The sequence below is a fragment of the Streptomyces sp. NPDC052020 genome (assembly GCF_040680575.1).
Lineage (GTDB): Bacteria > Actinomycetota > Actinomycetes > Streptomycetales > Streptomycetaceae > Streptomyces.
Genome location: NZ_JBFAWY010000013.1, coordinates 40,078 through 62,956, shown reverse-complemented (window position 1 = coordinate 62,956; position 22,879 = coordinate 40,078). Strand labels below are relative to the sequence as shown.

Annotated in this window: 24 protein-coding genes; 21 read left to right on the top strand and 3 right to left on the bottom strand. The window is 74.6% G+C overall.

Going from position 1 to position 22,879, the window contains the following annotated elements:
* Positions 1-3 precede the first annotated feature (3 nt).
* The 9 genes from AB0L74_RS16060 (at position 4) to AB0L74_RS16020 (ending at position 9,249) form a co-directional block, all read left to right on the top strand.
* Positions 4-1,020, top strand: a complete 1,017-nt coding sequence (locus AB0L74_RS16060) for an amino acid ABC transporter permease (protein WP_365651395.1) — start codon at positions 4-6, stop codon at positions 1,018-1,020.
* Positions 1,017-1,781 (top strand): amino acid ABC transporter ATP-binding protein, encoded by a 765-nt coding sequence (locus AB0L74_RS16055; protein ID WP_365651392.1) that lies wholly within the window; start codon positions 1,017-1,019, stop codon positions 1,779-1,781. The genes AB0L74_RS16060 and AB0L74_RS16055 overlap by 4 nt, the downstream gene beginning before the upstream one ends.
* Before the next feature lie 38 nt (positions 1,782-1,819).
* On the top strand, positions 1,820-2,800 hold the full coding sequence (locus AB0L74_RS16050) for an ABC transporter substrate-binding protein (RefSeq protein ID WP_365651389.1): 981 nt from the start codon (positions 1,820-1,822) through the stop codon (positions 2,798-2,800).
* Between the two features lie 19 nt (positions 2,801-2,819).
* Complete coding sequence (locus AB0L74_RS16045) at positions 2,820-3,887, top strand: LLM class flavin-dependent oxidoreductase (protein WP_365651386.1); 1,068 nt, start codon at positions 2,820-2,822, stop codon at positions 3,885-3,887.
* A gap of 105 nt (positions 3,888-3,992) precedes the next feature.
* Entirely contained in the window at positions 3,993-4,550 is a 558-nt protein-coding gene (gene ssuE / locus AB0L74_RS16040) for an NADPH-dependent FMN reductase (protein ID WP_365651383.1), read from the top strand.
* 242 nt (positions 4,551-4,792) lie between these two features.
* Positions 4,793-6,007, top strand: coding sequence for an acyl-CoA dehydrogenase family protein (locus AB0L74_RS16035; protein ID WP_365651378.1), 1,215 nt, complete (start codon positions 4,793-4,795; stop codon positions 6,005-6,007).
* Between the two features lie 87 nt (positions 6,008-6,094).
* Complete coding sequence (locus tag AB0L74_RS16030; RefSeq protein WP_365651375.1) at positions 6,095-6,553, top strand: Rrf2 family transcriptional regulator; 459 nt, start codon at positions 6,095-6,097, stop codon at positions 6,551-6,553.
* Between the two features lie 387 nt (positions 6,554-6,940).
* Positions 6,941-7,834 carry a glutathione S-transferase C-terminal domain-containing protein gene (locus AB0L74_RS16025; protein WP_365651372.1) on the top strand — a complete coding sequence of 298 codons (894 nt, stop codon included), beginning with the start codon at positions 6,941-6,943 and terminating at the stop codon, positions 7,832-7,834.
* Between the two features lie 146 nt (positions 7,835-7,980).
* The gene (locus tag AB0L74_RS16020) at positions 7,981-9,249 is read left to right on the top strand and encodes an amidohydrolase (protein ID WP_365651369.1); all 1,269 of its coding nucleotides are present in this window, start codon (positions 7,981-7,983) and stop codon (positions 9,247-9,249) included.
* A gap of 66 nt (positions 9,250-9,315) precedes the next feature.
* Here the strand turns inward: AB0L74_RS16020 and AB0L74_RS16015 are convergent, their stop codons facing one another.
* A complete protein-coding gene (locus AB0L74_RS16015) occupies positions 9,316-10,698 on the bottom strand; it encodes an MFS transporter (RefSeq protein WP_365651366.1) in 1,383 nt (460 codons plus the stop codon).
* A gap of 274 nt (positions 10,699-10,972) precedes the next feature.
* Here AB0L74_RS16015 and AB0L74_RS16010 point away from each other — a divergent pair, with 274 nt between their 5' ends.
* Genes AB0L74_RS16010 through AB0L74_RS15960 form a run of 11 tightly spaced genes read left to right on the top strand, consistent with a single transcriptional unit; the run spans position 10,973 to position 21,003 of the window.
* On the top strand, positions 10,973-12,460 hold the full coding sequence (locus AB0L74_RS16010) for an aldehyde dehydrogenase (RefSeq protein ID WP_365651363.1): 1,488 nt from the start codon (positions 10,973-10,975) through the stop codon (positions 12,458-12,460).
* A gap of 17 nt (positions 12,461-12,477) precedes the next feature.
* Complete coding sequence (locus AB0L74_RS16005) at positions 12,478-13,449, top strand: VOC family protein (RefSeq protein WP_365651360.1); 972 nt, start codon at positions 12,478-12,480, stop codon at positions 13,447-13,449.
* Positions 13,446-14,249, top strand: coding sequence for an aspartate dehydrogenase domain-containing protein (locus tag AB0L74_RS16000; RefSeq protein WP_365651357.1), 804 nt, complete (start codon positions 13,446-13,448; stop codon positions 14,247-14,249). Before AB0L74_RS16005 ends, AB0L74_RS16000 begins: the two co-directional genes overlap by 4 nt.
* A complete protein-coding gene (locus tag AB0L74_RS15995) occupies positions 14,246-15,052 on the top strand; it encodes an alpha/beta fold hydrolase (protein WP_365651354.1) in 807 nt (268 codons plus the stop codon). The genes AB0L74_RS16000 and AB0L74_RS15995 overlap by 4 nt, the downstream gene beginning before the upstream one ends.
* A gap of 4 nt (positions 15,053-15,056) precedes the next feature.
* Positions 15,057-15,578, top strand: a complete 522-nt coding sequence (locus AB0L74_RS15990) for a cupin domain-containing protein (protein ID WP_365651351.1) — start codon at positions 15,057-15,059, stop codon at positions 15,576-15,578.
* A complete protein-coding gene (locus tag AB0L74_RS15985) occupies positions 15,571-16,314 on the top strand; it encodes an SDR family oxidoreductase (protein ID WP_365651348.1) in 744 nt (247 codons plus the stop codon). Before AB0L74_RS15990 ends, AB0L74_RS15985 begins: the two co-directional genes overlap by 8 nt.
* A 17-nt stretch (positions 16,315-16,331) precedes the next feature.
* A complete protein-coding gene (locus AB0L74_RS15980; protein ID WP_365651345.1) occupies positions 16,332-17,117 on the top strand; it encodes an SDR family oxidoreductase in 786 nt (261 codons plus the stop codon).
* Positions 17,118-17,129: 12 nt separating this feature from the next.
* Positions 17,130-18,755, top strand: coding sequence for a thiamine pyrophosphate-binding protein (locus AB0L74_RS15975; RefSeq protein ID WP_365651342.1), 1,626 nt, complete (start codon positions 17,130-17,132; stop codon positions 18,753-18,755).
* 12 nt (positions 18,756-18,767) lie between these two features.
* Positions 18,768-19,715: a PDR/VanB family oxidoreductase gene (locus tag AB0L74_RS15970; RefSeq protein ID WP_365651339.1), complete on the top strand. Its 948-nt coding sequence runs from the start codon at positions 18,768-18,770 to the stop codon at positions 19,713-19,715.
* A gap of 30 nt (positions 19,716-19,745) precedes the next feature.
* Positions 19,746-19,970 (top strand): recombinase-like helix-turn-helix domain-containing protein, encoded by a 225-nt coding sequence (locus tag AB0L74_RS15965; protein ID WP_365651336.1) that lies wholly within the window; start codon positions 19,746-19,748, stop codon positions 19,968-19,970.
* 1 nt (position 19,971) lies between these two features.
* A complete protein-coding gene (locus AB0L74_RS15960; RefSeq protein ID WP_365651333.1) occupies positions 19,972-21,003 on the top strand; it encodes an aromatic ring-hydroxylating dioxygenase subunit alpha in 1,032 nt (343 codons plus the stop codon).
* Positions 21,004-21,033: 30 nt separating this feature from the next.
* Here the strand turns inward: AB0L74_RS15960 and AB0L74_RS15955 are convergent, their stop codons facing one another.
* Both AB0L74_RS15955 and AB0L74_RS15950 read right to left on the bottom strand, forming a co-directional pair.
* Positions 21,034-21,651: a MarR family transcriptional regulator gene (locus tag AB0L74_RS15955; protein ID WP_365651330.1), complete on the bottom strand. Its 618-nt coding sequence runs from the start codon at positions 21,649-21,651 to the stop codon at positions 21,034-21,036.
* A 236-nt stretch (positions 21,652-21,887) separates the two neighbouring features.
* Positions 21,888-22,253: a hypothetical protein gene (locus AB0L74_RS15950; protein ID WP_365651327.1), complete on the bottom strand. Its 366-nt coding sequence runs from the start codon at positions 22,251-22,253 to the stop codon at positions 21,888-21,890.
* 89 nt (positions 22,254-22,342) lie between these two features.
* On the opposite strand from AB0L74_RS15950, the gene AB0L74_RS15945 reads away from it, so the two are divergent.
* Positions 22,343-22,840: a GtrA family protein gene (locus AB0L74_RS15945; protein WP_365651324.1), complete on the top strand. Its 498-nt coding sequence runs from the start codon at positions 22,343-22,345 to the stop codon at positions 22,838-22,840.
* Positions 22,841-22,879: the final 39 nt, after the last annotated feature.

Sequence of the window (22,879 nt, the reverse complement as noted above, 5' to 3'; positions counted from 1 at the left end):
ACGATGCGACGCACCGCCACCACCGCGCCGCCCGGCGCGGCACCGCCGGGCAGCGGCCCGCAGCCCCCGCCCCTCCCGGACCCGCCGGTCCGGGTCGTCCCGGCACGCCACCCGGCCCGGTGGGCCGCGGCCGGCGCCGTGGCCGTCCTGACCGCCCAGTTCGTCCACGGCCTGGCCACCAACCCCGTCTGGGAATGGCACGTCTTCGCCGACTACGTCCTGTCGGAGACGATCGTCCGGGCCGTGTGGGTGACCCTCCAGCTCACCGCGTACGCCACCGTGCTGGGCTTCCTCCTCGGGACCGTCCTGGCCTTCATGCGGCTGTCGCGCAGTCCGGTCCTGCGGACCGTGGCCTGGTCCTACGTCTGGATCTTCCGGTCCATCCCGATGATCGTCCAGCTGGTGTTCTGGTTCAACCTGAGCGCCCTGTACGAGGAACTGGGCGTGGGCGTCCCCTTCGGGCCGGTGTTCTGGTCCGTCGACAGCAACAGCCTGGTCGGCACCATCGGCGCCGCCGTCATCGGGCTGTCCCTGCACCAGGCCGCCTATGCCGCCGAGGTCGTCCGGGGCGGCGTCGTCTCGGTCGACCACGGGCAGCTGGAGGCCGCCGCGGCCCTGGGCATCCCCCGCCTGCGCCAGATCCGCCGGATCGTGCTCCCGCAGGCCATGCGGGCCATCCTGCCCACCGCCGGCAACGAGGTCGTCGGCCTGCTCAAGGGCACCTCGGTGGTCTACGTCATGTCCATCGGCGAGCTGTTCTTCCAGACCCAGGTGATCTACGGCCGCAACGGCCGGGTGATCCCCCTGCTGCTGGTCGCCACCGCCTGGTACGTGGTGCTGACCTCCCTGCTGTCCCTCGCGCAGTACTACGTCGAGCGCCGCTTCGCCCGGGGCGCCGACCGCACCCCGCCGCCCACCCCCGTCCAGCGCGCCCGGCGCCTGGTGCGCGCCGTACGCGCCGCCGCGGCCCGGCCCGGCGAGCCCGTCGTCCCCCTGAAACCGCTGGGAGGCAGCCGATGAGCCAGGTGATGGTGGACGTCCACGGCGTCCACAAGAGCTTCGGTCCCCTGGAGGTGCTGCGCGGCGTCGACCTGAAGGTCCGCGCCGGCGAGGTCACCGTGATCCTCGGACCCTCCGGATCGGGCAAGTCCACGCTGCTGCGCACCATCAACCACCTGGAGAAGGCCGACCGCGGCTGGATCGGCGTCGACGGGGAGCTCATCGGCTACCGCCGCTCGGGCGGCAAGCTGTACGAGCTGAAGGAGAAGGACGTCCTCGCGCAGCGCACCCGCATCGGGTTCGTCTTCCAGGACTTCCATCTCTTCCCGCATCTGGCCGTGCTGGACAACCTGGTCGAGGCGCCCGTCTCCGCGCTGCGCCGCCCGCGCAACGAGGCCGAGGCCGCCGCCCGCCTGCTCCTGGCCCGGGTCGGCCTCGCCGACAAGGCCGGCGCCTACCCGCGGCAGCTGTCCGGCGGCCAGCAGCAGCGCGTGGCCATCGCCCGCGCGCTCGCCGTCGAACCCAAGGTGCTGCTCTTCGACGAGCCCACCTCCGCGCTCGATCCGGAGCTGGTCGGCGAAGTGCTCGACGTCATCAAGGACCTGGCCCGCACCGGAACCACGATGATCGTCGTCACCCACGAGATCGGCTTCGCCCGCGAGGTCGCCGACACGGTGGTGTTCATGGACGGCGGCGTCGTCGTGGAGCAGGGACCGCCCGCGGCCGTCCTCGACGCCCCGCGGCAGGACCGCACCCGCGCCTTCCTCTCCAAGGTCCTCTGACCACCCCTCACCCTTTTCCGCGCGCAAGGAGAGCCACCGTGAGTACCACCGCCCGCCGCGGCACCGCCCTCGCGCTCGGGGCCGCGTCCGTCCTCCTCCTGGCCGCCTGCGGCGATCCCTCCGGCGGGGACACGGCCGAGATCGCGGACACCTCGGGAACCCGGACGACGATCAACCTGACCCCCGACCAGAACCGCGTCACCACCGCGAAGGTGGACTCCATCGCCGCCGGGGTACCCCGGAAGATCCGCGCCAGGGGCACCCTGGAGATCGCCGGCTCCTCCGGCTCCGCCGCGCCGCTGACCTTCCGCGCCACCGACGACCGGACCGTGATCGGCGTGGAGACCGACATCGCCCATCTGGTCGCCGACGTCCTCGGCCTCGAACCCCGCATCCACACGGTCTCCTGGGAGAACGTCTTCGTCGGCCTCGACAGCGCCAAGTACGACGTCGGCTTCGGCAACATCACCGTCACCGAGGAACGCAAGGAGAAGTACGACTTCGCCACCTACCGCAAGGACAACCTCGGCTTCGCGGCGAAGAAGGGCAGCGGACTGAAGGTCGACGGCCCAAAGGACGTCGCGGGCCGCACGGTGGCCGTCAGCAGCGGCACCAACCAGGAGAAGCTGCTCGTCGAGTGGAGCGAGGAGAACGAGAGGGCCGGCCGGAAGCCGGTGGACATCAACTACTACCAGAACGACACCGACACCTATCTCGCCCTCCGGTCCGGCCGGATCGACCTCCACCTCGGCCCCCATCCGACCGCCGCCTACCACGCCGCCACCACCGGGCAGACGGAGATCGTCGGCACGTACTCCGGCGGCGGGGCCACCCTCCAGGGCCTGATCGCGGCCACCACCAAGAAGGACAGCGGCCTGGTGAAGCCGCTCGCCGACGCCCTCGACGAGGTCATCGGCAACGGCACCTACGCCGAGGTGCTCAAGCGCTGGGGCCTGTCCGGCGAGGCCGTGACCACCTCGGAGATCAACCCGCCCGGCCTGCCGAGGACGGGCACGTGACCGCACCCGGGAGCGAGCGATGAGATTCCAGGTCCTGACCATCGTCGGCCACGCGCCCCACCCGCTGACCGGCGAACTCGGCCCCGCCGCCGACCGGATCGCGGAGGCCGTCCAGACGGCGGTCGCCGCCGAGCGGCTGGGCTTCGACGCGTACGCGGTGGGGGAGCGGCACGCCGGTCCGTTCCTGTCCTCCAGCCCGACGGTGCTGCTCGGCGCGGTGGCCGCCCGGACGACCCGGATCCGGCTGCTGACCGGGGTCACCGTGCTGGCGGTCCTCGACCCCGTGCGGGTCGCCGAGGACTACGCCACCCTCGACCAGCTCTCCCGGGGCCGGGTGGAACTGGTCGTCGGCAAGGGCGCGGAGGCGGGCCACTTCGGGCTGTTCGGCCTGGACGAGGAGCGGCAGTGGGAGTACCAGGCCGAGAAGTACGAGCTGCTGCGCAGGCTCTGGCGCGAGGAGGAGGTCACCTGGGAGGGCAGGTTCCGCCCGCCGCTGAAGAACGTCACCACGCTGCCCCGCCCGTACGGCGGGCGCCCGCCGCGCGTCTGGCACGGCTCGGCCACCAGCCTGCGCTCCCCGGAACTGGCCGCCAGACACGGCGACCCGCTCTTCAGCGCCAACGCCGTCCAGCCCCGCGCGGCCTACGCCCGGCTCATCCGCCACTACCGGGAGCGTTTCGAGGCGTACGGCCACGACCCGCGCACCGCCTACGTGGGCGCCGGATCCGGAGGGCTGTTCATCGCGGACACCACCCGGGAGGCGGTGACCCGCTTCAAGGACTACTACGAAGCCCGCGTCCGGCAGGCCCACCGGCCCGCACTGGAGGGAAGGCCCGGCTACAACACCCCGTTCCGCACCGTCGAGGACGCCGTCGCGCACGGCCCGCACCTCATCGGCAGCCCGCAGCAGATCATCGACAAGATCCTCGGCTACCACGAGTCCTACCGCCACGACCTTCAGTCCGTCACCGTCGACGCCTCGGGCCTGACGCTGCCCGGGCAGATCGACCAACTCCACCGCTTCGCCGAGGAGATCGCACCGGCGGTACGGCGGGAGGCCCCGACGACCCTGTGGCGCGAACCGTGACCCCCGCCCCTGCTCGCCGTCCCGCCCGTCCCGCCCGGCTCGCACCGGTGCCGTCCGAGCCCCCGGCCACCGCTCCGTCCACGCCGTCGCCCGAAAGGTCGTCCCATGGCCCGCATCCTGTCCGTCTCCGGAAGCCCCTCCGCCACCTCCCGCACCGCGCGGCTGCTGCGCCACCTGGACCGCCGGCTCACCGCCCACGGACACGAGGTCGTCGCCCTCGACGCCCGCGCCCTGCCCGCCGGGGCACTGCTCGGGGCCGACGTGACGCACCCGGCCATCACGGAGGCCACCGCCCTGTTCGACCGGGCGGACGGCGTCGTGATCGGCACCCCCGTCTACAAGGCCGCCTACTCGGGACTGCTGAAATCACTGCTCGACCTGCTCCCGCAGTACGCGCTGGCCGGCAAGACCGTCCTCCCGCTGGCCACCGGCGGCACCACCGCCCACGTCCTGGCGATCGACTACGCCCTGCGCCCCGTGCTGAGTTCCATGGGCGCCGCGCACATCGTCCCGGGCTGGTTCACACTCGACGAGGACATCACGGTGGGCGACGACGGCGCCCTCAGCGTCGCGCCGCGCTCCGCCGAGGCCCTCGCCCAGGTCACCGACCGGTTCTCCCTCGCTCTCGGCGGCCGCCCGGCCCTGTTGGCGGCCACCGGATGAGCGCCGGGACGAGAACCGCCGGCAGGGTGCCCCAGGGGGCCTCCCCGGCACGGACGCCCGGTCCCGCGCGCAGGCGACGCGCCGACGCCAACCGGCCATCTGTGGGCGGGAGTCGGCCGACGTGCGGCCCTCATCCCTAGTTTTCCTATCGATTTAGTAGGGAAATATTGACGCCAGTCGGCGGGGCGGGTGAGCATGGCGCCCTTCGACCGGTTCTCCACGGCTCCCGAAGGAAGACCGCCATGACCACCGCACCGCAGGACGACCAGGTGACCGCGCAGGACTGGCCGCACATCGCCCGGGAGGTGGCGGACGACCTGGCCACCGACGTCGTCGAGCGCGAACAGGCCGGCAAACCGCCCGTGGACGAGGTGACGCGGCTGCGCGAGGCCGGGCTGCTGACCCTCCTGGTGCCGGCCGAGCACGGCGGGGCGGGCGCCGACTGGCGTACCGCCTACAGGGTCGTCCGCACCATCGCGGCCGCGGACGGCGCCGTCGGTCATCTGCTCGGCAGCCACTACTTCCTCTCCTGCGCCGCCCGGTTCTTCGCCGGCCCCGCCGTCGCCGCACGCGTCGAACGGGCGTCGGCGGCGGGAGCGTGGTGCTGGGGAGGCGGCCTGGCGTCCCACGAGCCGCCGCTCGTGCTGACACCCGTCCGGGACGGCTACGCGCTGGACGGGCGCCGCGGCCAGGTCGCCGCCGCCAAGGTCGCCGACCGGCTGGTCGTCCGCGCGGCGCGGTCCGGCACCGGGGAACCCCTGGCCGTCCTCGTCGACCCCGCCCGCCCCGGTGTCGTGCACGGCAACGACGGGGACACCTTCGGCCAGCGCCTGGCCGCCCGCGACAGCGTGGAGTTCGACTCCGTGACGGTCACGGCCGACGACGTGCTCGGCTCGCTCTCCCCCGACGAGGGCGTCCTGTCCCCCTTCGCCTGTCTGGCCGCACCGGCCGCGCGGATGTTCTCCGTGCAGTTCTGTCTCGGCGTCGCCGAGGGACTGCTCGCCGAAACCCGGGAATACCGCCGGGCCGCGCACTCGCCCTGGCGGCCGCTGCCGCGGCAGCCCTGGCCGGGCGGCCCGTCACCCGACCCGTACGTGCTGAGCGCCTGCGGGGAGCTCGTCGTCGCCGCCCGTTCCGCCTCCGCCCTCGCCGACCAGGCGGTCGAGGCGCTGGTGCGCGGCCTCGCGCGGGGAGAGGACCTGGACGACGAGGAGTGCGCCGAGATCGCCGTGCTGGTGAGCGCGGCCGAGGCCGCCGCCTTCCGCGCCGTGGAGGAGATCACCACGCGCGCCCTGGACGCCGTCGGCCCGGGTGCCGCCTCGGCACGGCTCGGATTCGACCGCTTCTGGCGCGACGCCCGCACCCACACGCTGCGCGTGCCCGGTGCCCACCGGCTGCGCGAACTCGGGGAACACTTCCTGGACGGCGCCCACCCTCCGTTCACCCTCCCTCTGTGACCGCTCTCCCCTTTCCGCCGCTCTTTCCTCCCCGGCGGAGTGGGCAACCGGTGCCGGGCGGACCCGGCCATGGCGGATAATCACGGCATGCGAATCTCGGCCAAGGCGGATTACGCGGTGCGCGCCGCGCTGGAGCTGGCGGCGGCGGGGGAGGACATCCCGCTCAAGGCCGAGACGATCGCCTCGGCGCAGGGCATCCCGCACAAGTTCCTGGAGGGCATCCTCGGCGATCTGCGCCGGGGCGGGCTGGTGGTGAGCCGCCGCGGCGGCAACGGAGGCTACCGGCTGGCCCGCCCGGCGGACACGATCGCGATCGCGGACGTGATCCGCGCGGCCGACGGACCGCTGGTCTCGGTACGGGGCGTGCGCCCGCCCGAACTGTCCTACACCGGCCCGGCCCAGTCGCTGCTGCCCCTGTGGATCGCGGTACGCGCCAACGTGCGCAAGATCCTCGACGAGGTCACCCTGGCCGACGTGGCCGCCGCCGAACTGCCCGACGAGGTGGTGGACCTGGCCGAGGACCGGGAGGCGTGGACCAATCCCTGACCACCGCCCGCCGCCCGGCGCCCCGTCCGGCGCGCGCGGGCGCCCGCGTCCCGGACGCCCGGCCGTCCCCCTCCCTTGACGGAGTCCGCGGGCCGGACGACACTTCCAGCAGAATCCCTAGCGAATCGGTGGGAAATATGGGACGCGTGGAGCCGGCCGAGGAGCGTGCGAGGCGCACGCGCCGTCCGTCTCCCCTGCTGACGTCCCGCCGCCACATCGACCTGCTGCGTGTCTGCAGCGCCGCGAGCCCTCTGCGCTGAAGCCGGGAAGCCGCCCCGGAGCGGTTGCCCGCCGCCGCCAGCGCACCGGCCGCGCGCCGCACCCGCCCACCCGGCCGGCCTGACGCCCACCGCACGTCCGAGAACCACAACGCACCCGGGGAGACACATGCCCGCCACGCCATCGCCCGCCGTGCCGTTCCGCTCGTCGCCGCCCGCCTTCCGGGGCCGCATCGGCCCCGACGCCCGCAGCGGCCACTACGCCGTGCCCGGCCGCTACCGCCTGTACCTGTCGCCGTCCTGTCCGCAGTGTCTGTCCATCGCCGTCACCCACGGCCTGCTCGGTCTCGACGACGTCCTGCCGGTGACCCTGCTGCCGGCCGTGCCCGACGAGCCCGACGGCGGGCACTCGGCGCTGCGCCCGCTGTACGAGGCCGGCTGCCACCGGTACCCCGGCCCGGCCTCGGCCCCCGTGCTGAGCGACGCGTGGACGGGCCGGATCGTCAGCAACCACACCCCTGACATCCTGTCCGATCTGGCCGGGCGCTTCGGCGACGGCGGCCCGGGACGCCCCGTGCTGTACCCGCGCGGCGCGGACGGCGAGATCGAGGCCGTGGCCCGCCTGTGCGGACACGGCATCGACGACGCGGCCCAGCGCGCCGGGCGGGCCGACGCCACCGCGGCGGAGCGCGAGGCCGCCCTTAGCGCCCTGCTGCGCGCGCTGGACACGCTGGAGTGGCGGCTGGCCTCCCAGGAGTACGTGCTGGGCGGCGAGCTGACCGCCGCGGACGTGCGGCTGTGGGCGGCCCTGGTCCACCTGGACGTCGTGCACCGCCGGCACCTGGACGCCGCCGCGGTCCAGCGCGTCGCCGGTCACCGGCACCTGTGGGCGTACGCCCGGCGCCTGGCCGCCCACCCCGCCTTCGGGCCGCGCCTCGACCTGGACGGCATGGCCCGCAGGCACCGGGCCCAGTGCCGGGGGCTGGAGGCGGCGGGGGCGGCCCTGGGCATCGTGGACTGGACCGCGCACGCCCACGAGGCGGTCCGGACCGGGGCCGTCTGAGCGCGGGCGGGCCGTGCGCCGTACGGGTCGTGGTCCGGCCCCGCAGGCCTGAGCGGCACCGGGCGCGGGGCCCGGGGTTAGGGGGAAACGGGTGATTCCGTGCGGGCCCCGGGCGCCGTGGGGGCGGCCGCGGGAAGCAAGGAGTCATGACGGCACCGATCGACCGCGTCCTGGCCGGACTCGACGGCATCCGCCCGGCGGCCGAGGAGTTCTACCGGGACCTGCACGCCCACCCCGAGCCCGGCGGGCGGGAGCACCGCACCGCCGGCCGGGTCGCGCGGCTGCTGCGCCAGTGGGGCTACGAGGTGACGGAGGGCATCGGCACCACCGGAGTCGTCGGCGTCCTCACCAGCGGGGAGGGGCCGGCCGTGCTGCTGCGCGCCGACATGGACGCGCTGCCGGTCCGGGAGGCCACCGGCCTTCCCTACGCCTCCACCGCCACGGCCGCCGGCGCGGACGGCCGGGAGCGGCCGGTCATGCACGCCTGCGGCCACGACATGCACGTCACCTGCCTGCTGGGCCTCGCCCAGCTCATGGCCCGTGCCCCGGACGCCTGGCGAGGCACCCTGATCACCCTCTTCCAGCCCTCGGAGGAGAACGGCGACGGCGCCCGGGCCATGCTGGACGACGGTCTCGCCCGGCGGGTGCCCCGCCCCGACGTGGCCTTCGCCCAGCATGTGCTGCCGTACCCGGCCGGGTACGTCGGGGTGCGGCCGGGCTCCTTCCTGTCCGCCGCCGACAGTCTGCGCGTCACCCTGTACGGGCGCGGGGCGCACGGCTCCATGCCCCAGGCGGCGGTGGACCCCGTCGTCATGGCCGCGCTGTGCGTGGTGCGCCTGCAGACCATCGTCTCGCGCGAACTGGCCGCCACCACGCCCGCCGTCCTCACCGTCGGCGGTGTCACGGCCGGGACGAGCCCCAACGTCATCCCGGACACCGCCGTCATCGAGCTGAACGTCCGCACCTACGACGAGGCGACCCGCCGGCAGGTCCTGGACGCGATCCGCCGCTGCGTGGACGCCGAGGCGGCGGCGTCCGGCGCTCCCGAGAAGCCGCTGATCGAGCGCCTGAACGCCTTTCCCCCGACGGTCAACGACCACGAGGTCGCGGAGCGTCTCGCCGAGGCGTTCCGCGCCTGCTTCGGGGACGACGCGCACACCATCGAACTCCAGACCGCCAGCGAGGACTTCAGCGCCATTCCGCGGGCGCTGGGAGCCCCCTTCGCCTATTGGGGCATCGGCGGCATCGACCCGGACGCCTACCGGGCGGCCGAGGAACGGGGCACCGTCCGGCAGGACGTCCCCGTCAACCACTCCGCCGCGTTCGCGCCCGTGATCCAGCCGACGCTGGACACCGGGATCAAGGCGCTCGCCGTCGCCGCCCTGACCTGGCTCGGCGCGGACGGCGGCACCTGAGTCGCGGCCGGCCGGGAGCGGGCCGGGCGAAGCGGTCCCGGTCCCGCTGCCGGCCCCGGTGAGGCGCTACGGCGACACCTCCTCCAGCCGCCGCCCCGCGGTCTCCTCCGCGCCGAGGCCCGCGACCACGGCACCGGCGAGCGAGACGGCGGCCAGCGTCAGGAAGACCGTCTCGATGCTGCCGCCGGCGTAGACGGCGCCGACGACGATCGGGCCCAGGATGACCCCGGCCCGGTTGAGCGCCCCGCCGACGCTGCTGCCCAGGGCCCGCATCCGGGTCGGGAAGAGCTCGGGCGTGTACAGGTACAGGCAGATGTTGGAGCCGAAGAAGAACACGGCGGCGAGCGAGGTCCATACCAGTACCTGGAGCGCGGTGCCGGCCCCGAGGAGGGTGAGGACGAACAGGACGGCCGCCGAGCCGCCGAGGCAGCCGGTGATCACCCGGCGGCGGCCGGCGCGGTCGACGGTGAGGGCGGCGACCAGACAGCCGGCGAGTCCCGCGCACGAGGTGACCGTGGAGTACAGCAGGGCGTCGGCCAGGGAGAGGCCGTACCGGTTCTGGTAGATGGTCGGCAGCCAGGACGTGATGCCGTAGTTGACGAAGTACCCGGTGAACCACAACGCGCCGACGACCAGGGTGCGGCGCCGGTAGCGGCCGGTGAACAGGCCGCGCAGACCGGAGGCCGAAGAGGCGGCCGGGGTCCCGGCCGGCGGGGCGGCGGGGACGGGGGGAAGCGGGGCGCGGGTCGCCCGTTCGACGGCGGTCTCGATGCGCGTCATCACGGCGGCGGCCTCCTCGTACCGGCCGCGGTCCGCGAGCCAGCGGGGCGATTCGGGCACCACCCGGTGGACGACCACGGCCAGCACGCCGGGCACGGCGGCCAGCGCGTACATCCACCGCCAGCCGAGGACCGGCACCAGCCAGGCGGCGGCCAGGGCGCCCACGGTCAGGCCGGCCGGGAAGACCAGCTCGTACAGCAGCACGAAGCGGCCCCGCCGGTGGCTGCGGGTGATCTCGGCGATGAAGGTGGCGGCGACCGGCACCTCCCCGCCGATGGCCAGGCCCTGCACGAACCGCAGCGCCATGAAGACCTCCGGCGAGGGCGCGAGGGCGAGAGCCAGGTTGGCGACGCTGGAGACGGCCACGCACAGGGTGATGACCCGGACGCGTCCGACGCGGTCGGCGACGCGTCCCGAGAGCAGGGCGCCGACGAGCATGCCGACCGAGCCGACGGTCAGCAGCAGCGTCGAGGCGGAGGTGGTCAGCCCCCATTCGCCGCGCAGGTCCGGCAGTGCGTAGGCGATCAGCAGCTGGTCGAAGGCTTCGAAGAAGGTGACCGCTCCCACGACGAGCCGCACGGTGACGTGCCAGCGGGACAGGGGCAGCCGCTCGAAGCGGGCGGCTATGGAGGCTCCCAGGGAGCTGTCGGGTACGGCTTCGGTCGTCATGCTGGTACTCCGCTGGTCGCAGGGGGGCGGGGGACGTGAAGCGCGAGATGTGCGGCAAGGCCCGGGCGGGAAACAGAGCGGAACGTCAGGTAAGCGCCTAGCTTCTAAGTGCTTAAGTTGTATCGCCCGCCGACAGGATCGCGTCAAGGTCTGAAGCAGCGATTCAATCGGAGAAGTGTTCGCGTCCGGCCTCTTGCGCCGAGATATTTAAGCCCTTAGATTTCAAGCGCTTACTCAAGCAGCGCTCCCGTAGATCCCGCTCAGGAGGCCCCGTATGCTCCCAACACCCCCAGACGAAGCGCTCGTTGCGGGCCGGTGGCGGCGCGGCGGGGGCGCCCCGGCGCGGAGCGTCGACCCGGCCACCGGCCGGTGCCTGGCCACGGTGCACGCCGTCACGCCCGAGGAGGTGGCGGCGGCGGCCGAAGCCGGGGCACAGGCCGCCGCCGATCCCCGCTGGCGCGATCTGCTCCCGCATCAGCGGGCCCGGCTGCTGCACCGCGTGGCCGCGCTGATCGAGGAGGACGCCGAGCACCTGGCCGCCCTCCAGACCGCGGACACCGGCAAGGCGCTCACCGAGACGCGGGCCCTGGTCGCCAGCGCGGCCGGCACCTTCCGGTACACCGCGGCCGCCCTGGAGACCGCCGAGGACGCGCTCACCCCGTCCCGCGGGGAGTACCTGACGATGAGCGTGCACGAACCCATCGGCGTCGTCGGCGCCATCAACCCGTGGAACTCGCCGGCCGCCAGTGACGCCCAGAAACTCGCCCCCGCCCTCGCGGCCGGCAACGCGGTGCTGCTGAAACCCGCCGAGTGGACCCCGCTGGTCTCGCTGGCCCTGGGCCGGATCGTCACCCGGGCGCTGGAGGAACGGGGCCTGCCCACCGCCCTGCTGGCGGTCCTCCCGGGGCCGGGCCGGGTGGTCGGCGACGCCATCGTGCGGGACCCGCACGTCGGCAAGGTCGCCTTCACCGGAGGCACGGCGACCGGCCGCGCCCTGGCCCGGACCGCCGCCGAGAAGCTGATGCCGGTCTCGCTCGAACTGGGCGGCAAGTCCCCCACGATCGTGCTGGCCGACGCCGACGTGGAACAGGCCCTGGCAGGCGTGATGTTCGGCGTCTTCTCCTCCACCGGGCAGTCCTGCGTCGCCGGTTCGCGGCTGTTCGTGGCGCGGCCGCTCTACGACGACTTCGTCGGCGCCCTCGCCGAACGGGCGGGCACACTGCGCGTCGGCCCCGGCACGGCCCCCGGCACCCAGGTCGCCCCGCTCGTCCACCCCGCGCACCGCGACCGCGTCGCCGCCTACGTCGGCCTCGCCCGCGAGGAAGGCGCCCGGGTCCTGTGCGGCGGCGCCGCCCCCGAGGGCCCCGAGTACGAGGGCGGCGCCTACTACCTGCCCACGGTCCTGGACGGGCTGCCCCACGACTCCCGCGCCTGCCAGGAGGAGATCTTCGGCCCGGTGCTGGTGGCGCTGCCCTTCGACGACGAGGAGGACCTGGTCCGCCGGGCCAACGACACCGTCTACGGGCTCGCCTGCGGCATCTGGACCCGCGACCACCGCGCGGCCTGGCGGATCGCCCGCCGGATCGACGCCGGCACCGTCTGGATCAACACGTACAAGCAGTTCAGCGTCTCCACGCCCTTCGGCGGCACGAAGGCGAGCGGCCTCGGCCGCGAGAAGGGGCGCGACGGCATCCGCGCCTACCAGCGCCAGAAGTCCCTGTACTGGGGCACCGCCACCACCCCCCTGCCCTGGGCCGGCTGACCACCCCGGAGAGAGTCATGTCCCAGCACCCCGCCCTTCCCGACCCCCCGATTGCCCGCCTGCGCGCCCTGCGCTCCGTCGAACTGCTCACCCCGCACTTCACCGAGGCCACCGGCTTCTACGAGGAGGCGTGGGGCCTGGAGGTCGTCGAGGCCGGGCACAGCGCGAGCTGGCTGCGCGGCACCGGCGAGGAACACCACGCCCTGCAACTGACCCGCGCCGACCGGATCGGCCTCGGCAGACTCGCCTTCGCCGTCGCCACTCCGGCGGAGATCGACGAAGCCGCCCGCCGCCTGGAGCGCCGGGGTTTCGTGCCGGTGGCCGGTCCCGGCCCGCTCGACCAGGTCGGCGGCGGATACGGGCTGCGCTTCCACGACCACGAGGGCCGCCTGATCGAGCTGTCCGCCGAGACCTGGGCGGTCCCCCCGCGCGGCCGGGACGCCGCCGTGCCGGTCGGCGTGACCCACGTCGTGCTCAACACCCCCGACATCGACGCCTCCGTCGCCTTCTACCGGGAGGTGCTGGGGCTGCGCGTCTCCGACTGGTCCGAGCACCAGATGGCGTTCCTGCGCTGCAACAGCGACCACCACTGCGTCGCCTTCAACCAGGCCGACTGGGTGTCCCTGAACCACGTCGCCTACGAGATGGCCTCCCTGGACCACTTCATGCGCGGCATCGGGCGGCTGCGCCACCACGGCGTCGTCCCGCAGTGGGGCCCGGGGCGGCACGGCCCCGGCAACAACACCTTCTCCTACTTCACCGACCCCACGGGCCTGGTGTGCGAGTACACCTCCGAGGTCGCCCAGGTCGTCGAGGACCGGTGGATCTGCAAGGTGTGGCGGCGCGTCCCCGAACTGTCCGACCTGTGGGGGACCGCCGGGCCGCCCTCCCGGCTCATCCGCGCCCACATGGCCGGCACCCCCGACGGCGGCCCCGTCCTCCCGCCCGTCGACGCCGGCCCCGCCCTCCCGCAAGGAGCCCCCGCATGAGCACCCTCGCCCCCGTGCGGGTCGCCCTGGCCGGCTGGGGCGCGATCGGCCGCGTCGTCGGCACGGCCCTGGCCGCCGGCGAGGTCCCCGGCGCCACCCTGGCCTGCGTCGTCGACAACCGGCCCCTGGGCGACGCCGCCCCGGCCGAGCAGGTCTCCTTCGAGACCGCGATCGACCGCGCCGACCTGGTCGTCGAGGCCGCGGGCCAAGGCGTCGTCCGCGCCTGGGGCGAACGCGTCCTCACCTCGGGCACCGACCTGCTCGTCGCCTCCACCGGCGCGCTCACCGACGAGGACCTCGCCAAGCGGCTGCTGAGCGCCGGGCCCGGCCGGGTGTACTTCACCGGCGGCGCCGTCGGCGGCCTCGACCTGCTCCAGGCCGTGCGCGCCCTCGGCCCCCTCGACGAGGTCCTGCTCACCACCACCAAACTGCCCGCCACCCTCGAACAGCCCTGGATGAGCGAGGAGTCGCTCCACCGGCTGCGCACGGCCACCCAGCCGGTGGAGGTCATGGCGGGCACCGCCCGGGACGTGCCGGTCAAGTTCCCCCGCTCGACCAACGTCGCCGCCTCCGTGGCCCTGGCCGTCGGCGACCTGGACGCCGTCCGGGTCCGGGTCGTCGCCGACCCGGCGGCGGTGCGCACCCGGCACGTCATCGAGGCGTCCGGCCCGCACGGCGCCTACCGCTTCGAGGTGTCCCACACCCCGGACGCGGACAACCCCGCCACCAGCCGCGTCGTCCCGCACGCGGTCCTGCGCTCCGTCGGGGCGATCGCCGGACGACCGGGGCAGATCCTGTGACCGCCGTCGCCCCGGCGCACGTGGAGGAGGCGGGCACCTCCGGCCCGCTGCTGCTCTGCCTGCACGGCATCGGCTCGTCGTCCGCCTCCTTCGCACCCCAGCTCGCGGAGCTGTCCGGCGGATTCCGCGTCGCCGCCTGGGACGCCCCCGGATACGGGAAGTCCCCCGACCCGGACGGCCCGCTCGGCCTCGACGACTTCGCGGACGCGGCGGCCGAGGTGATCCGCGCCCGCGGCGGCCGTGCCCATGTGCTCGGCGTGTCCTGGGGCGGCGTGATCGCCCTGCGCCTCGCCGTCCGCCACCCGCGCCTCGTCGACTCCCTGATCGTCGCCGACTCCAGCCCCGGCTCCGGCACCGATCCGGCGAAGGCCGCCGCCATGCGGGCCCGGGTGCCGGAACTGGAGGCCCTCGGCCCCCGGGCGTTCGCCGAGAAGCGCGGCCCCCGCCTCGTGTCCGAGGACGCGCCGGCCGGACTCGTCCGGCGCGTCGTCGACACCATGGCGGCCTCCGTGCGCCTGCCCGGCTACGCCCACGCCGTCGCCTCGATGGCCGCCGCCGACCTGCGCGCCGACCTGCCGCGCGTCACCGCGCCCACGCTGGTGCTGTGCGGCGAGAAGGACCGGGTCACCGGCCCGGACGCCGCCCAGGCGCTGGCCGGGGGCCTGCACAAGACCGCCTGCGTGATCGTCAAGGACGCCGGTCACCTGGCCAACCAGGAACAGCCCGAGCGCTTCAACGCCTGGGTCCTGTCCCACCTGCACATCGTCACCGACCGCAGCCACCACACCCACCGGAAGGGCTGACCCCATGCCTTTGACGACCACCGCGTACGACAACGGCGGCGACCTCGCGAAGTACACCGACTCCCTCATCGCCACCCGCGACTCCCGCGAACCCGACTGGGGCACCCTCTCCTTCCAGGAGAAGGCCGGCCCGCAGTACCGCCGCGCCCAGATCCGCTACGTCGGCTCCGGCGCCACCGGCGACCACGAGGACGACCGGCGGATCCTCCCCTCCGGCGGCTTCACCTTCTCCAACATGCTGCTGCCGCCCGGCGCCGAGGGCCCGGCCCACACCCACCACGACGTCGAGGAGGCCTTCTTCGTCCTGGAGGGGCAGGTCCGCGTGGGCATCCACCGCGGCCCGGACGAGGCGGAGTACCGCACCCTCGGCTACCGCGACATGATCGTGGTGCCGGCCGGCGTGACCCGCTCGCTGAAGAACGAGGGCGACACCGACGCGCTGTTCTGCGTCATCATCGGCACGCGGAAGCCGCAGGTGCCGACCTACCCCGAGTACTCGCCGCTGTACGGCGTCAGCCGTGACTGACGGCATCAGGACGGTCGTCGTGACCGGGGCGGGCCGTGGCCTGGGGGAGGCCATGGCCCGCCGGGCCGCCGCCGACGGCCACCGGGTCCTCGTCGCCGAACGGAACGAGGAGTGGGGCGAGCGCACCGCCGCCGCCATCCGGGACGCCGGCGGCCTGGCGCGGTTCGTGCCCTGCGACGTGGCGGACCCCGACTCCGTCGCCCGCCTCGCCGACGCCGTGGGGGAGTCCGGCCCGCTGTGGGGACTGGTCAACAACGCGGCCCTCGCCAACGGCGTGGGCGGCAAGGAGTTCCAGGACATCGGCATCGAGGACTGGGACCGCCTGATGACCGTCAACGCGCGCGGCCCCTGGCTGGTCGCCAGAGCCCTGCACCCCCTGCTCGCCCGCCCCGGACGCATCGTCAACATCGCCTCCGACGCCGCCCTGTACGGCTCCCCGCGCCTGGCCCACTACCTCGCCTCCAAGGGCGCGGTCATCGCCCTGACCCGCGGCATGGCCCGTGAACTGGGCGGACAGGGCATCACCGTCAACGCCGTCGCCCCCGGCCTCACCGAGTGCGAGGCCACCGAGACCGTCCCCGCCGCCCGCCACGCGCTCTACGCGGCCCACCGCGCGATCTCCCGCCCCCAGCGGCCCGGCGACCTCGTCGGCCTCGTCTCCTTCCTGCTCAGCGAGGAATCCCGCTACCTCACCGGACAGGTGATCGCCGTCAACGGCGGCTTCACCATGCACTGACACCTCAGGAGAACCCCATGGATCTGGGTCTCGCCGACCGGACCGTCCTGGTCACCGGCGGCAGCTCGGGCGTCGGCCTGGCCACGGTCCGCGCACTGCTCGGCGAAGGGGCCAACGTCGCCACCTGCGGCCGGGACACCGCACGCCTGGCCGAGGCCGCGGCCCGGCTGGACGCCGGCGACCGGCTGCTGACCGCCGGGTGCGATGTGCGCGACGCGGACGCCGTGCACGGCTTCGTCCAGCGGGCCGCCGACCGGTTCGGCCGGATCGACGGCCTGGTCAACAACGCGGGCCAGTCGCGCATGAAACGGCTGGAGGAGACCACCGCCGAGGACTGGCGCGACGAACTGGAGCTGAAGTTCGCCGGCGTCCTCCACCCCCTCCGGGCCGCCCGCCCCCACCTGCGCGCCTCGGACGCGGCGAGCGTCGTCAACGTCAACGCGGTCCTCGCCAAGCAGCCCGAACCCCGCCTCGTCACCACCAGCGCGGCCCGCGCCGGCATCCTCAACCTCTCCAAGTCCCTCGCCGCCGAACTCGCCGCGGACGGCGTCCGCGTCAACTCCGTCTGCCTGGGCCTGATCGACACCGGCCAGTGGACCCGCCGCCACGCCGCCGACGGCTCCGGCCTGACGTACCCCGAGTGGCAGGCCCGGCTCGCCGCCGACCGCGGGATCGCCCTGGGCCGCCTCGGCCGCGCCGAGGAGGCCGCCTACGCGATCGTGACGCTGCTGTCGCCGCGCGCCTCGTACATCACCGGAACCGCCATCGACGTCTGCGGCGGGGTCGGCCGCGGCATCCTCTGAGAGGCAGCACGCATGACGTACCGCACCGGAGGCGACCTCCTCGTCGCCGTCCTGAGGGAACTCGGCATCGACACGGTCTTCGGCATCGTGTCCGTGCACAACCTCCCCCTCGTCGAGGCCGTCGACCGCGACCTGCGCTTCGTGCCCGTACGCCACGAGGCCACCGCCGTCAACGCCGCCGACGGCTGGGGCCGGGCCCGTGGCACCCTCGGCTGCGCCCTCACCTCCACCGGGACCGGCGCCGGCAACGCCGCCGGCTCCCTGATCGAGGCGCTCGCCGCCGGCACCGCCGTCCTGCACGTCACCGGGCAGATCGAGAGCCGCTTCCTGGGCGGCGGACGCGGCTTCATCCACGAGACCCGGGACCAGCTCGGCATGCTCACCGCGGTCTCCGCGTACGCCGCGACCGTCCCGGACACCGCGAGCGCGGGCCGCCTGCTGCGGGAGGCCGCCGCCGCGGCCCTCGCCACCCCCGGCGGCCCGGCCAGCGTGGAATGGCCCGTCGACCTCCAGTACGCCGCCCAGCGGGACACGGGTACGGCGCTTCCCGCCGCCCCCGTGCCCGAGCCCGGCCCGGCCCGGCTCGCCGCCGCGCGCGACCTGCTGGCCACCGCCCGCCGCCCCCTGGTCTGGGCGGGCGGCGGCGCCACCCGGGCCCGCCGCGAGGTGCGGGACCTGCTGGAGGCCACCGGCGCGGGCCTGATCACCTCCAACTCCGGCCGGGGCACCGTCCCCGAGGACCACCCCCAGGTCATCGGCAACTTCGCCACCGCGCCCGCCGTCCGCGCCCTGCTGGCCGACGCCGACGCGCTGGTCACGGTCGGCACCCACTTCCGCTCCAACGAGACCGCCGACTACGCGCTCACGCTCCCCGACGCCCACATCCAGATCGACGCCGACGCCGCCGCCCTCGGCCGGGTCTACCCGGCCCGGCACGCCCTGCACGGCGACGCCCGACACGTGCTGCCCGAGCTGACCCCGGCCGCCGCACCGGCCGAAACCGGCTGGACCGCCCGCGTCACCGCCGTACGCGACGAGGTGCGTGCCGCCCTGCGCGAGGCCATCGGACCGCAGGCCGCGATCTGCGACGCGCTCGCCGCCGCCCTGCCGCCCGGCACGGTCGTCGCCCGCGACGTGACCATCCCCTCCTCCACCTGGGGCAACCGGCTCCTGCCCGTCCACGACCCGCGCGCCAACGTCTTCCCGCGCGGCGGCGGCATCGGCCAGGGCCTCGGCATGGGCATCGGCGCCGCCCTCGCCCGCCCCGGCGCGCCCACCGTGGTCGTCGCCGGGGACGGCGGACTCGCCGTCCACCTCGGCGAACTGCTCACCCTCGCCCAGGAGCGGCCCCGCCTCCTCCTGCTCGTCTTCAACGACGGCGGCTACGGCGTCCTGCGCAACACCCAGGACCGCTATGGCGACCGCCGATCCGGTGTCGACCTGCACACCCCCGATTTCGCGCGGCTCGCCGCCGCCTGCTCACTGCCGTACGCCCGCATCGCCGCCGAGTCCGACGCCCGGCCGGTGATCGAGGCGGCGCTCGTCTGCGGCGGGCCGGTGCTCGTCGAGGTGGACCTCGCCGCGCTCGGCCCGATGAAGACCCCGTTCACCCCGCCCGTGAAGATCCCCACCGCGTAGGGAGGCCACCCGATGAGCGTCACCGAAGACCAGGAGCGCGCACTCCTCGTACGCCGTATGACGTGGGAGGCGGAGGGCGTGCTGTCCGTCGAGCTGGCCGACCCGGCCGGCAAGCCCCTGCCCGCCTGGGAGCCGGGCGCCCACCTCGACCTGCACGTGGGCGGCCTGGTCCGCCAGTACTCCCTGTGCGGCGACCCGGACGACCCCGCCGCCTACCGGATCGCCGTCCTGGACGAGCCCGCCTCGCGCGGCGGTTCGCGGTACGTGCACACCCGGCTGCGCCCCGGGCAGCGGGTCCGCGCGGCGGGCCCCCGCAACCACTTCGCGCTGGAGCCCGCCGGGTCCTACGTCTTCATCGCCGGCGGCATCGGCATCACCCCGATCCTGGCCATGGCCCGGCAGGCCGACCGGAACGGCATCCCGTACCGCCTGGTGCACGGCGGCCGGACCCGCGCCTCCATGGCCTTCGGCTGCGAACTCGCCCGCCTCACCGGCGGCGAGATCACCCGGGTCCCGCAGGACGAGCGGGGCCACATCGACCTGGCCGCCGCCCTCGACGGCCTCCCGGCCGACGCGCTGGTGTACGCCTGCGGCCCCGAGCCGCTGCTCGCCGCCGTGCAGCAGGCGTGCCCGCGGGAGCGGCTGCGGCTGGAGCGGTTCGCCGCCCCGGCCGTCGAACGCACCGGCGACGACACCGCCTTCGAGGTGGAGTGCCGCGGTTCCGGAGTGACCGTCACCGTCGGCGCCGGGACCTCCGTCCTGGAAGCCGTCGAGGCGGCGGGCGTCGCCGTCCCCTCCTCCTGCCGCGACGGCGTCTGCGGCACCTGCGAGACCCGCGTCCTCGCGGGCACCCCCGACCACCGCGACTTCCTGCTCTCCGAGGCCGAGCACGCGGCCGGCGCGACCATGATGATCTGCGTCTCGCGCTGCGCCTCCGACCGCCTCGTCCTGGACCTCTAGACCACCCACCGACCGCCGGAGGCAGCCCCGATGACCACCGCCTGGCCCTACCTCGACCCCCACCAGTCCCGCACCCGCGAACCCACCCCGTACGAGCTCAGGCTCGCCCGCACCCTCGAAGAGATCTTCGCCCGGGACGGCCACGACCTCGCCGACGTGGTCGCCGGGCTCAACGCCCGCCAGGTGCGCACCCCCGACGGCACGCCCTGGACCGAGGACACCTTCCGCGCCGAGATGCACCGCCTGGGAGCCTGAGATGACCCTCACCACCGACGTCACCGCGGACCACGTCTACGCCCACGGCCTGCGCAACCAGTGGCACCCCGTCGTCCCCTCCCGCTTCGTCGAACCGGGCGGCATGCGCAGGGTCACCGCCCTCGGCGAACGGTGGCTGCTGTTCCGCGCGGCCGACGGCGCCCTCTTTCTCCTCGCCGACCGCTGCCCCCACCGCGGCGCCCCGCTCTCCCTCGGCAAGCACCTCGGCGACCGGGTCGCCTGCTGGTACCACGGCGTCGAGGTGCGGGGCGACGGCACCGTCTCCTTGGTGCCCGGCCTGCCCGGCTGCACCCTGGAGGGCAGGAAGCTCGTCACCTCCCTGCCCGTCCGCGAGGCGGCCGGTGCGATCCTCGCCTGGTTCGGCGACGAGCGGCACCCCGAACCCGCCGCCCTCACCCTGCCCGAGCCGCTGACCGACCCGGAGATCGCGTCCTTCCTCTGCTACGCCGAGTGGAACGTGCCGTGGCGGTTCGCCATGGAGAACCTCCTCGACCCGATGCACGGCGCCTTCCTGCACCACGAGTCGCACACCATGTACGACGGCGACACCCGGGCCACGTTCCGCATCCGCGAGACCGACCGCGGCTACTTCTTCGAGAAGACCGACCAGCGCGGCCTCAACTTCGACTGGGTCGAGCTGTGCCGCACCGGCGTCGACTGGGTCGACCTGTCCATTCCCTATCCGCCCTCCGCGGGCCCCGGCGGCGCCTTCGGCATCGTCGGCATGGCCTGCCCGGTCGACGCCGGACGCACCGGTGTCTTCTTCTGGCGCTACCGCAAGGTGTCCGGCTGGCAGCGCGACACCTGGCGCTTCCTGTACCGCACCCTCATCGAGGAGCGCCACTGGGAGGTGCTGGAGCAGGACCGGGTGATGCTAGAGGCCATGCCGGCCGACGCCGACCAGGCCGAGAACCTCTACCAGCACGACCTGGGCGTGGTCCGCCTGCGCCGCCTGTACCGGCAGCAGGCCGAGGCCCAGGCGGCCGGCGCCCGGGACCGGCCGGCCGGATGAGCCGGGCCGCCGGCCGCCGGGCGGGCGCGCTCAGTCCGCCCGCGACCGGGCCGGTGCCGTCCGGGGCGCCCGCCGATCCGTAGGGCGCCGTCGACGGCGCCGGGTCAGCGCCCCCCCCTCCTCCGCCTCCTGGGCGGAGGCGATGATGGAACGCTCCAGCTTGGACAGCAGCCGGGCCAGCTGACGCCGCTCCGCGGGGGACAGCTCCGCGAGCATCCGGCGCTCGTTCTCCAGATGTTCGGCGAACACCTCGTCCACCTTGGCGAGCCCGGCGTCGGTGAGCCGCGAGTAGACGACCCGGCGGTCCTCGGTGTCCCGCTCGCGCACGATCAGGCCGTCCTTCTCCAGCCGGTCGATCCGCAGGGTCACGCCCGCCGAGGAGATGAGGCCGGAGTCGGCGAGCTGACCCGCCGTGAGCCGGTAGGGCGCGCCGGCCCGGCGCAGGGCGGTGAGCACGTCGAAACCGGCCACGGCGAGCCCGTGCCGCTCGATGGCGTCGGTCAGCCCGGCCTGGTAGCGCAGGAAGGTGCGGTGCAGCCGGGCCAGGACCTCCAGGGGAGAGGTGTCCAACTCGGGCCGCTCGCGGGCCCAGTCCTCGATGATCCCCGCGACGGCATCCCGCCGGTCCGCCGCCTTCTTCCCGGCCATGTACCGTCCCTCCCGGTGTGCACCAGCTCCTGCGGGCCGGCGCGCGATTCCCCCGTGCACCCGCGCCCGTGCGCGGCGCGGCCCTGCGCGGGGCCCACGGAAATCTTAGCCCTGAAATATATGCCGCCCGCCTCCCGCCCCGGGGTTCCCGAGGGTCCGGATCCCCGGCCGTGCGGCACCGTCCGCGCCGCCGGGGCTGTGCACCGCGACGGCCGGCGGTCGCCTCGGGGGGACGGTCACTTCTTGATGACCAGAGCGTCCGAAAAGCAGCCGTACAAGTTCTGGACGTCCTCCGGGGAGCCGCTGGGCAGCACGTACGTCCAGGCGGTGGCGACCGGCGGAGCGGACGGTACCGCCGTGGCCGTGGCCGTCGCCTGCCCGAACCCGTCCCGGGCGCCTTCCGGCGGGCAGCCGTCACCGGGCAGGGAACAGTCGGCGGGCAGCTTCTCCGGCTCCCGGCAGTCCGGCGGCGGTGGCTCGGACGCGTACGGGCTGGGCGGTGTGGGCGTGGGGACGCTGCGGGTGATGTACTCGGTGGCCGCGTAACCGGTGGCGCTCACGATCAGGACACCGACGGTGAAGACACGGAGTATCCGGCTCACTTCGGCTTCCCGCCCCCTTCCCTTGGTCGGCTCCGCGTCACCGTACACGCTCCGTCCCCCGTCCCCGCCGCCTGCCGGAGGAACCACCGATGCCCCCCGCCCCCGACCGCACACCCTGCCCGGCCGACTCGCGCGAGAGCGGGCCCGTCCGGCCCGCGGTGTCCGGGCGGCCCGCCCGGCGCTCCGTGCTGTCGTGGGAGGCCGGCTGCTTCGTCGCGATCGGGACCGTGTCCACCGCCGGGCAGGCGCTGCTGTACTGGCTGCTGCGCGACTGGTGGCCGCCGGCCGCGGCCAATCTGGTGTCGCTGCTGGTGCTGACGGTGCTGAACACCGAGGCCAACCGGCGGCTGACGTTCCGCCACACCGCGGCGCCCCCGCTCCGCGCCCACCTCGGCGCCGGCGCGCTCTTCCTCCTCGGCTACCTGCTCACCTCCGGCGCGGTGCTGGGATTCCGGCACGCCGTGCCCGGCGCCTCGCCGGCCGCCGAGACCGCCGTACTGGCCGCCGCCTCCGTCGCGGTCACCGTCGTGCGCTTCCTGGTGCTGCGGCTGGCCGTCTTCCGCCGCCCCGCCCGCCGCCGGGCCTGACGCGGGCCCCGCCCCGGCCGGTGGTGGCCGCCGGTAACG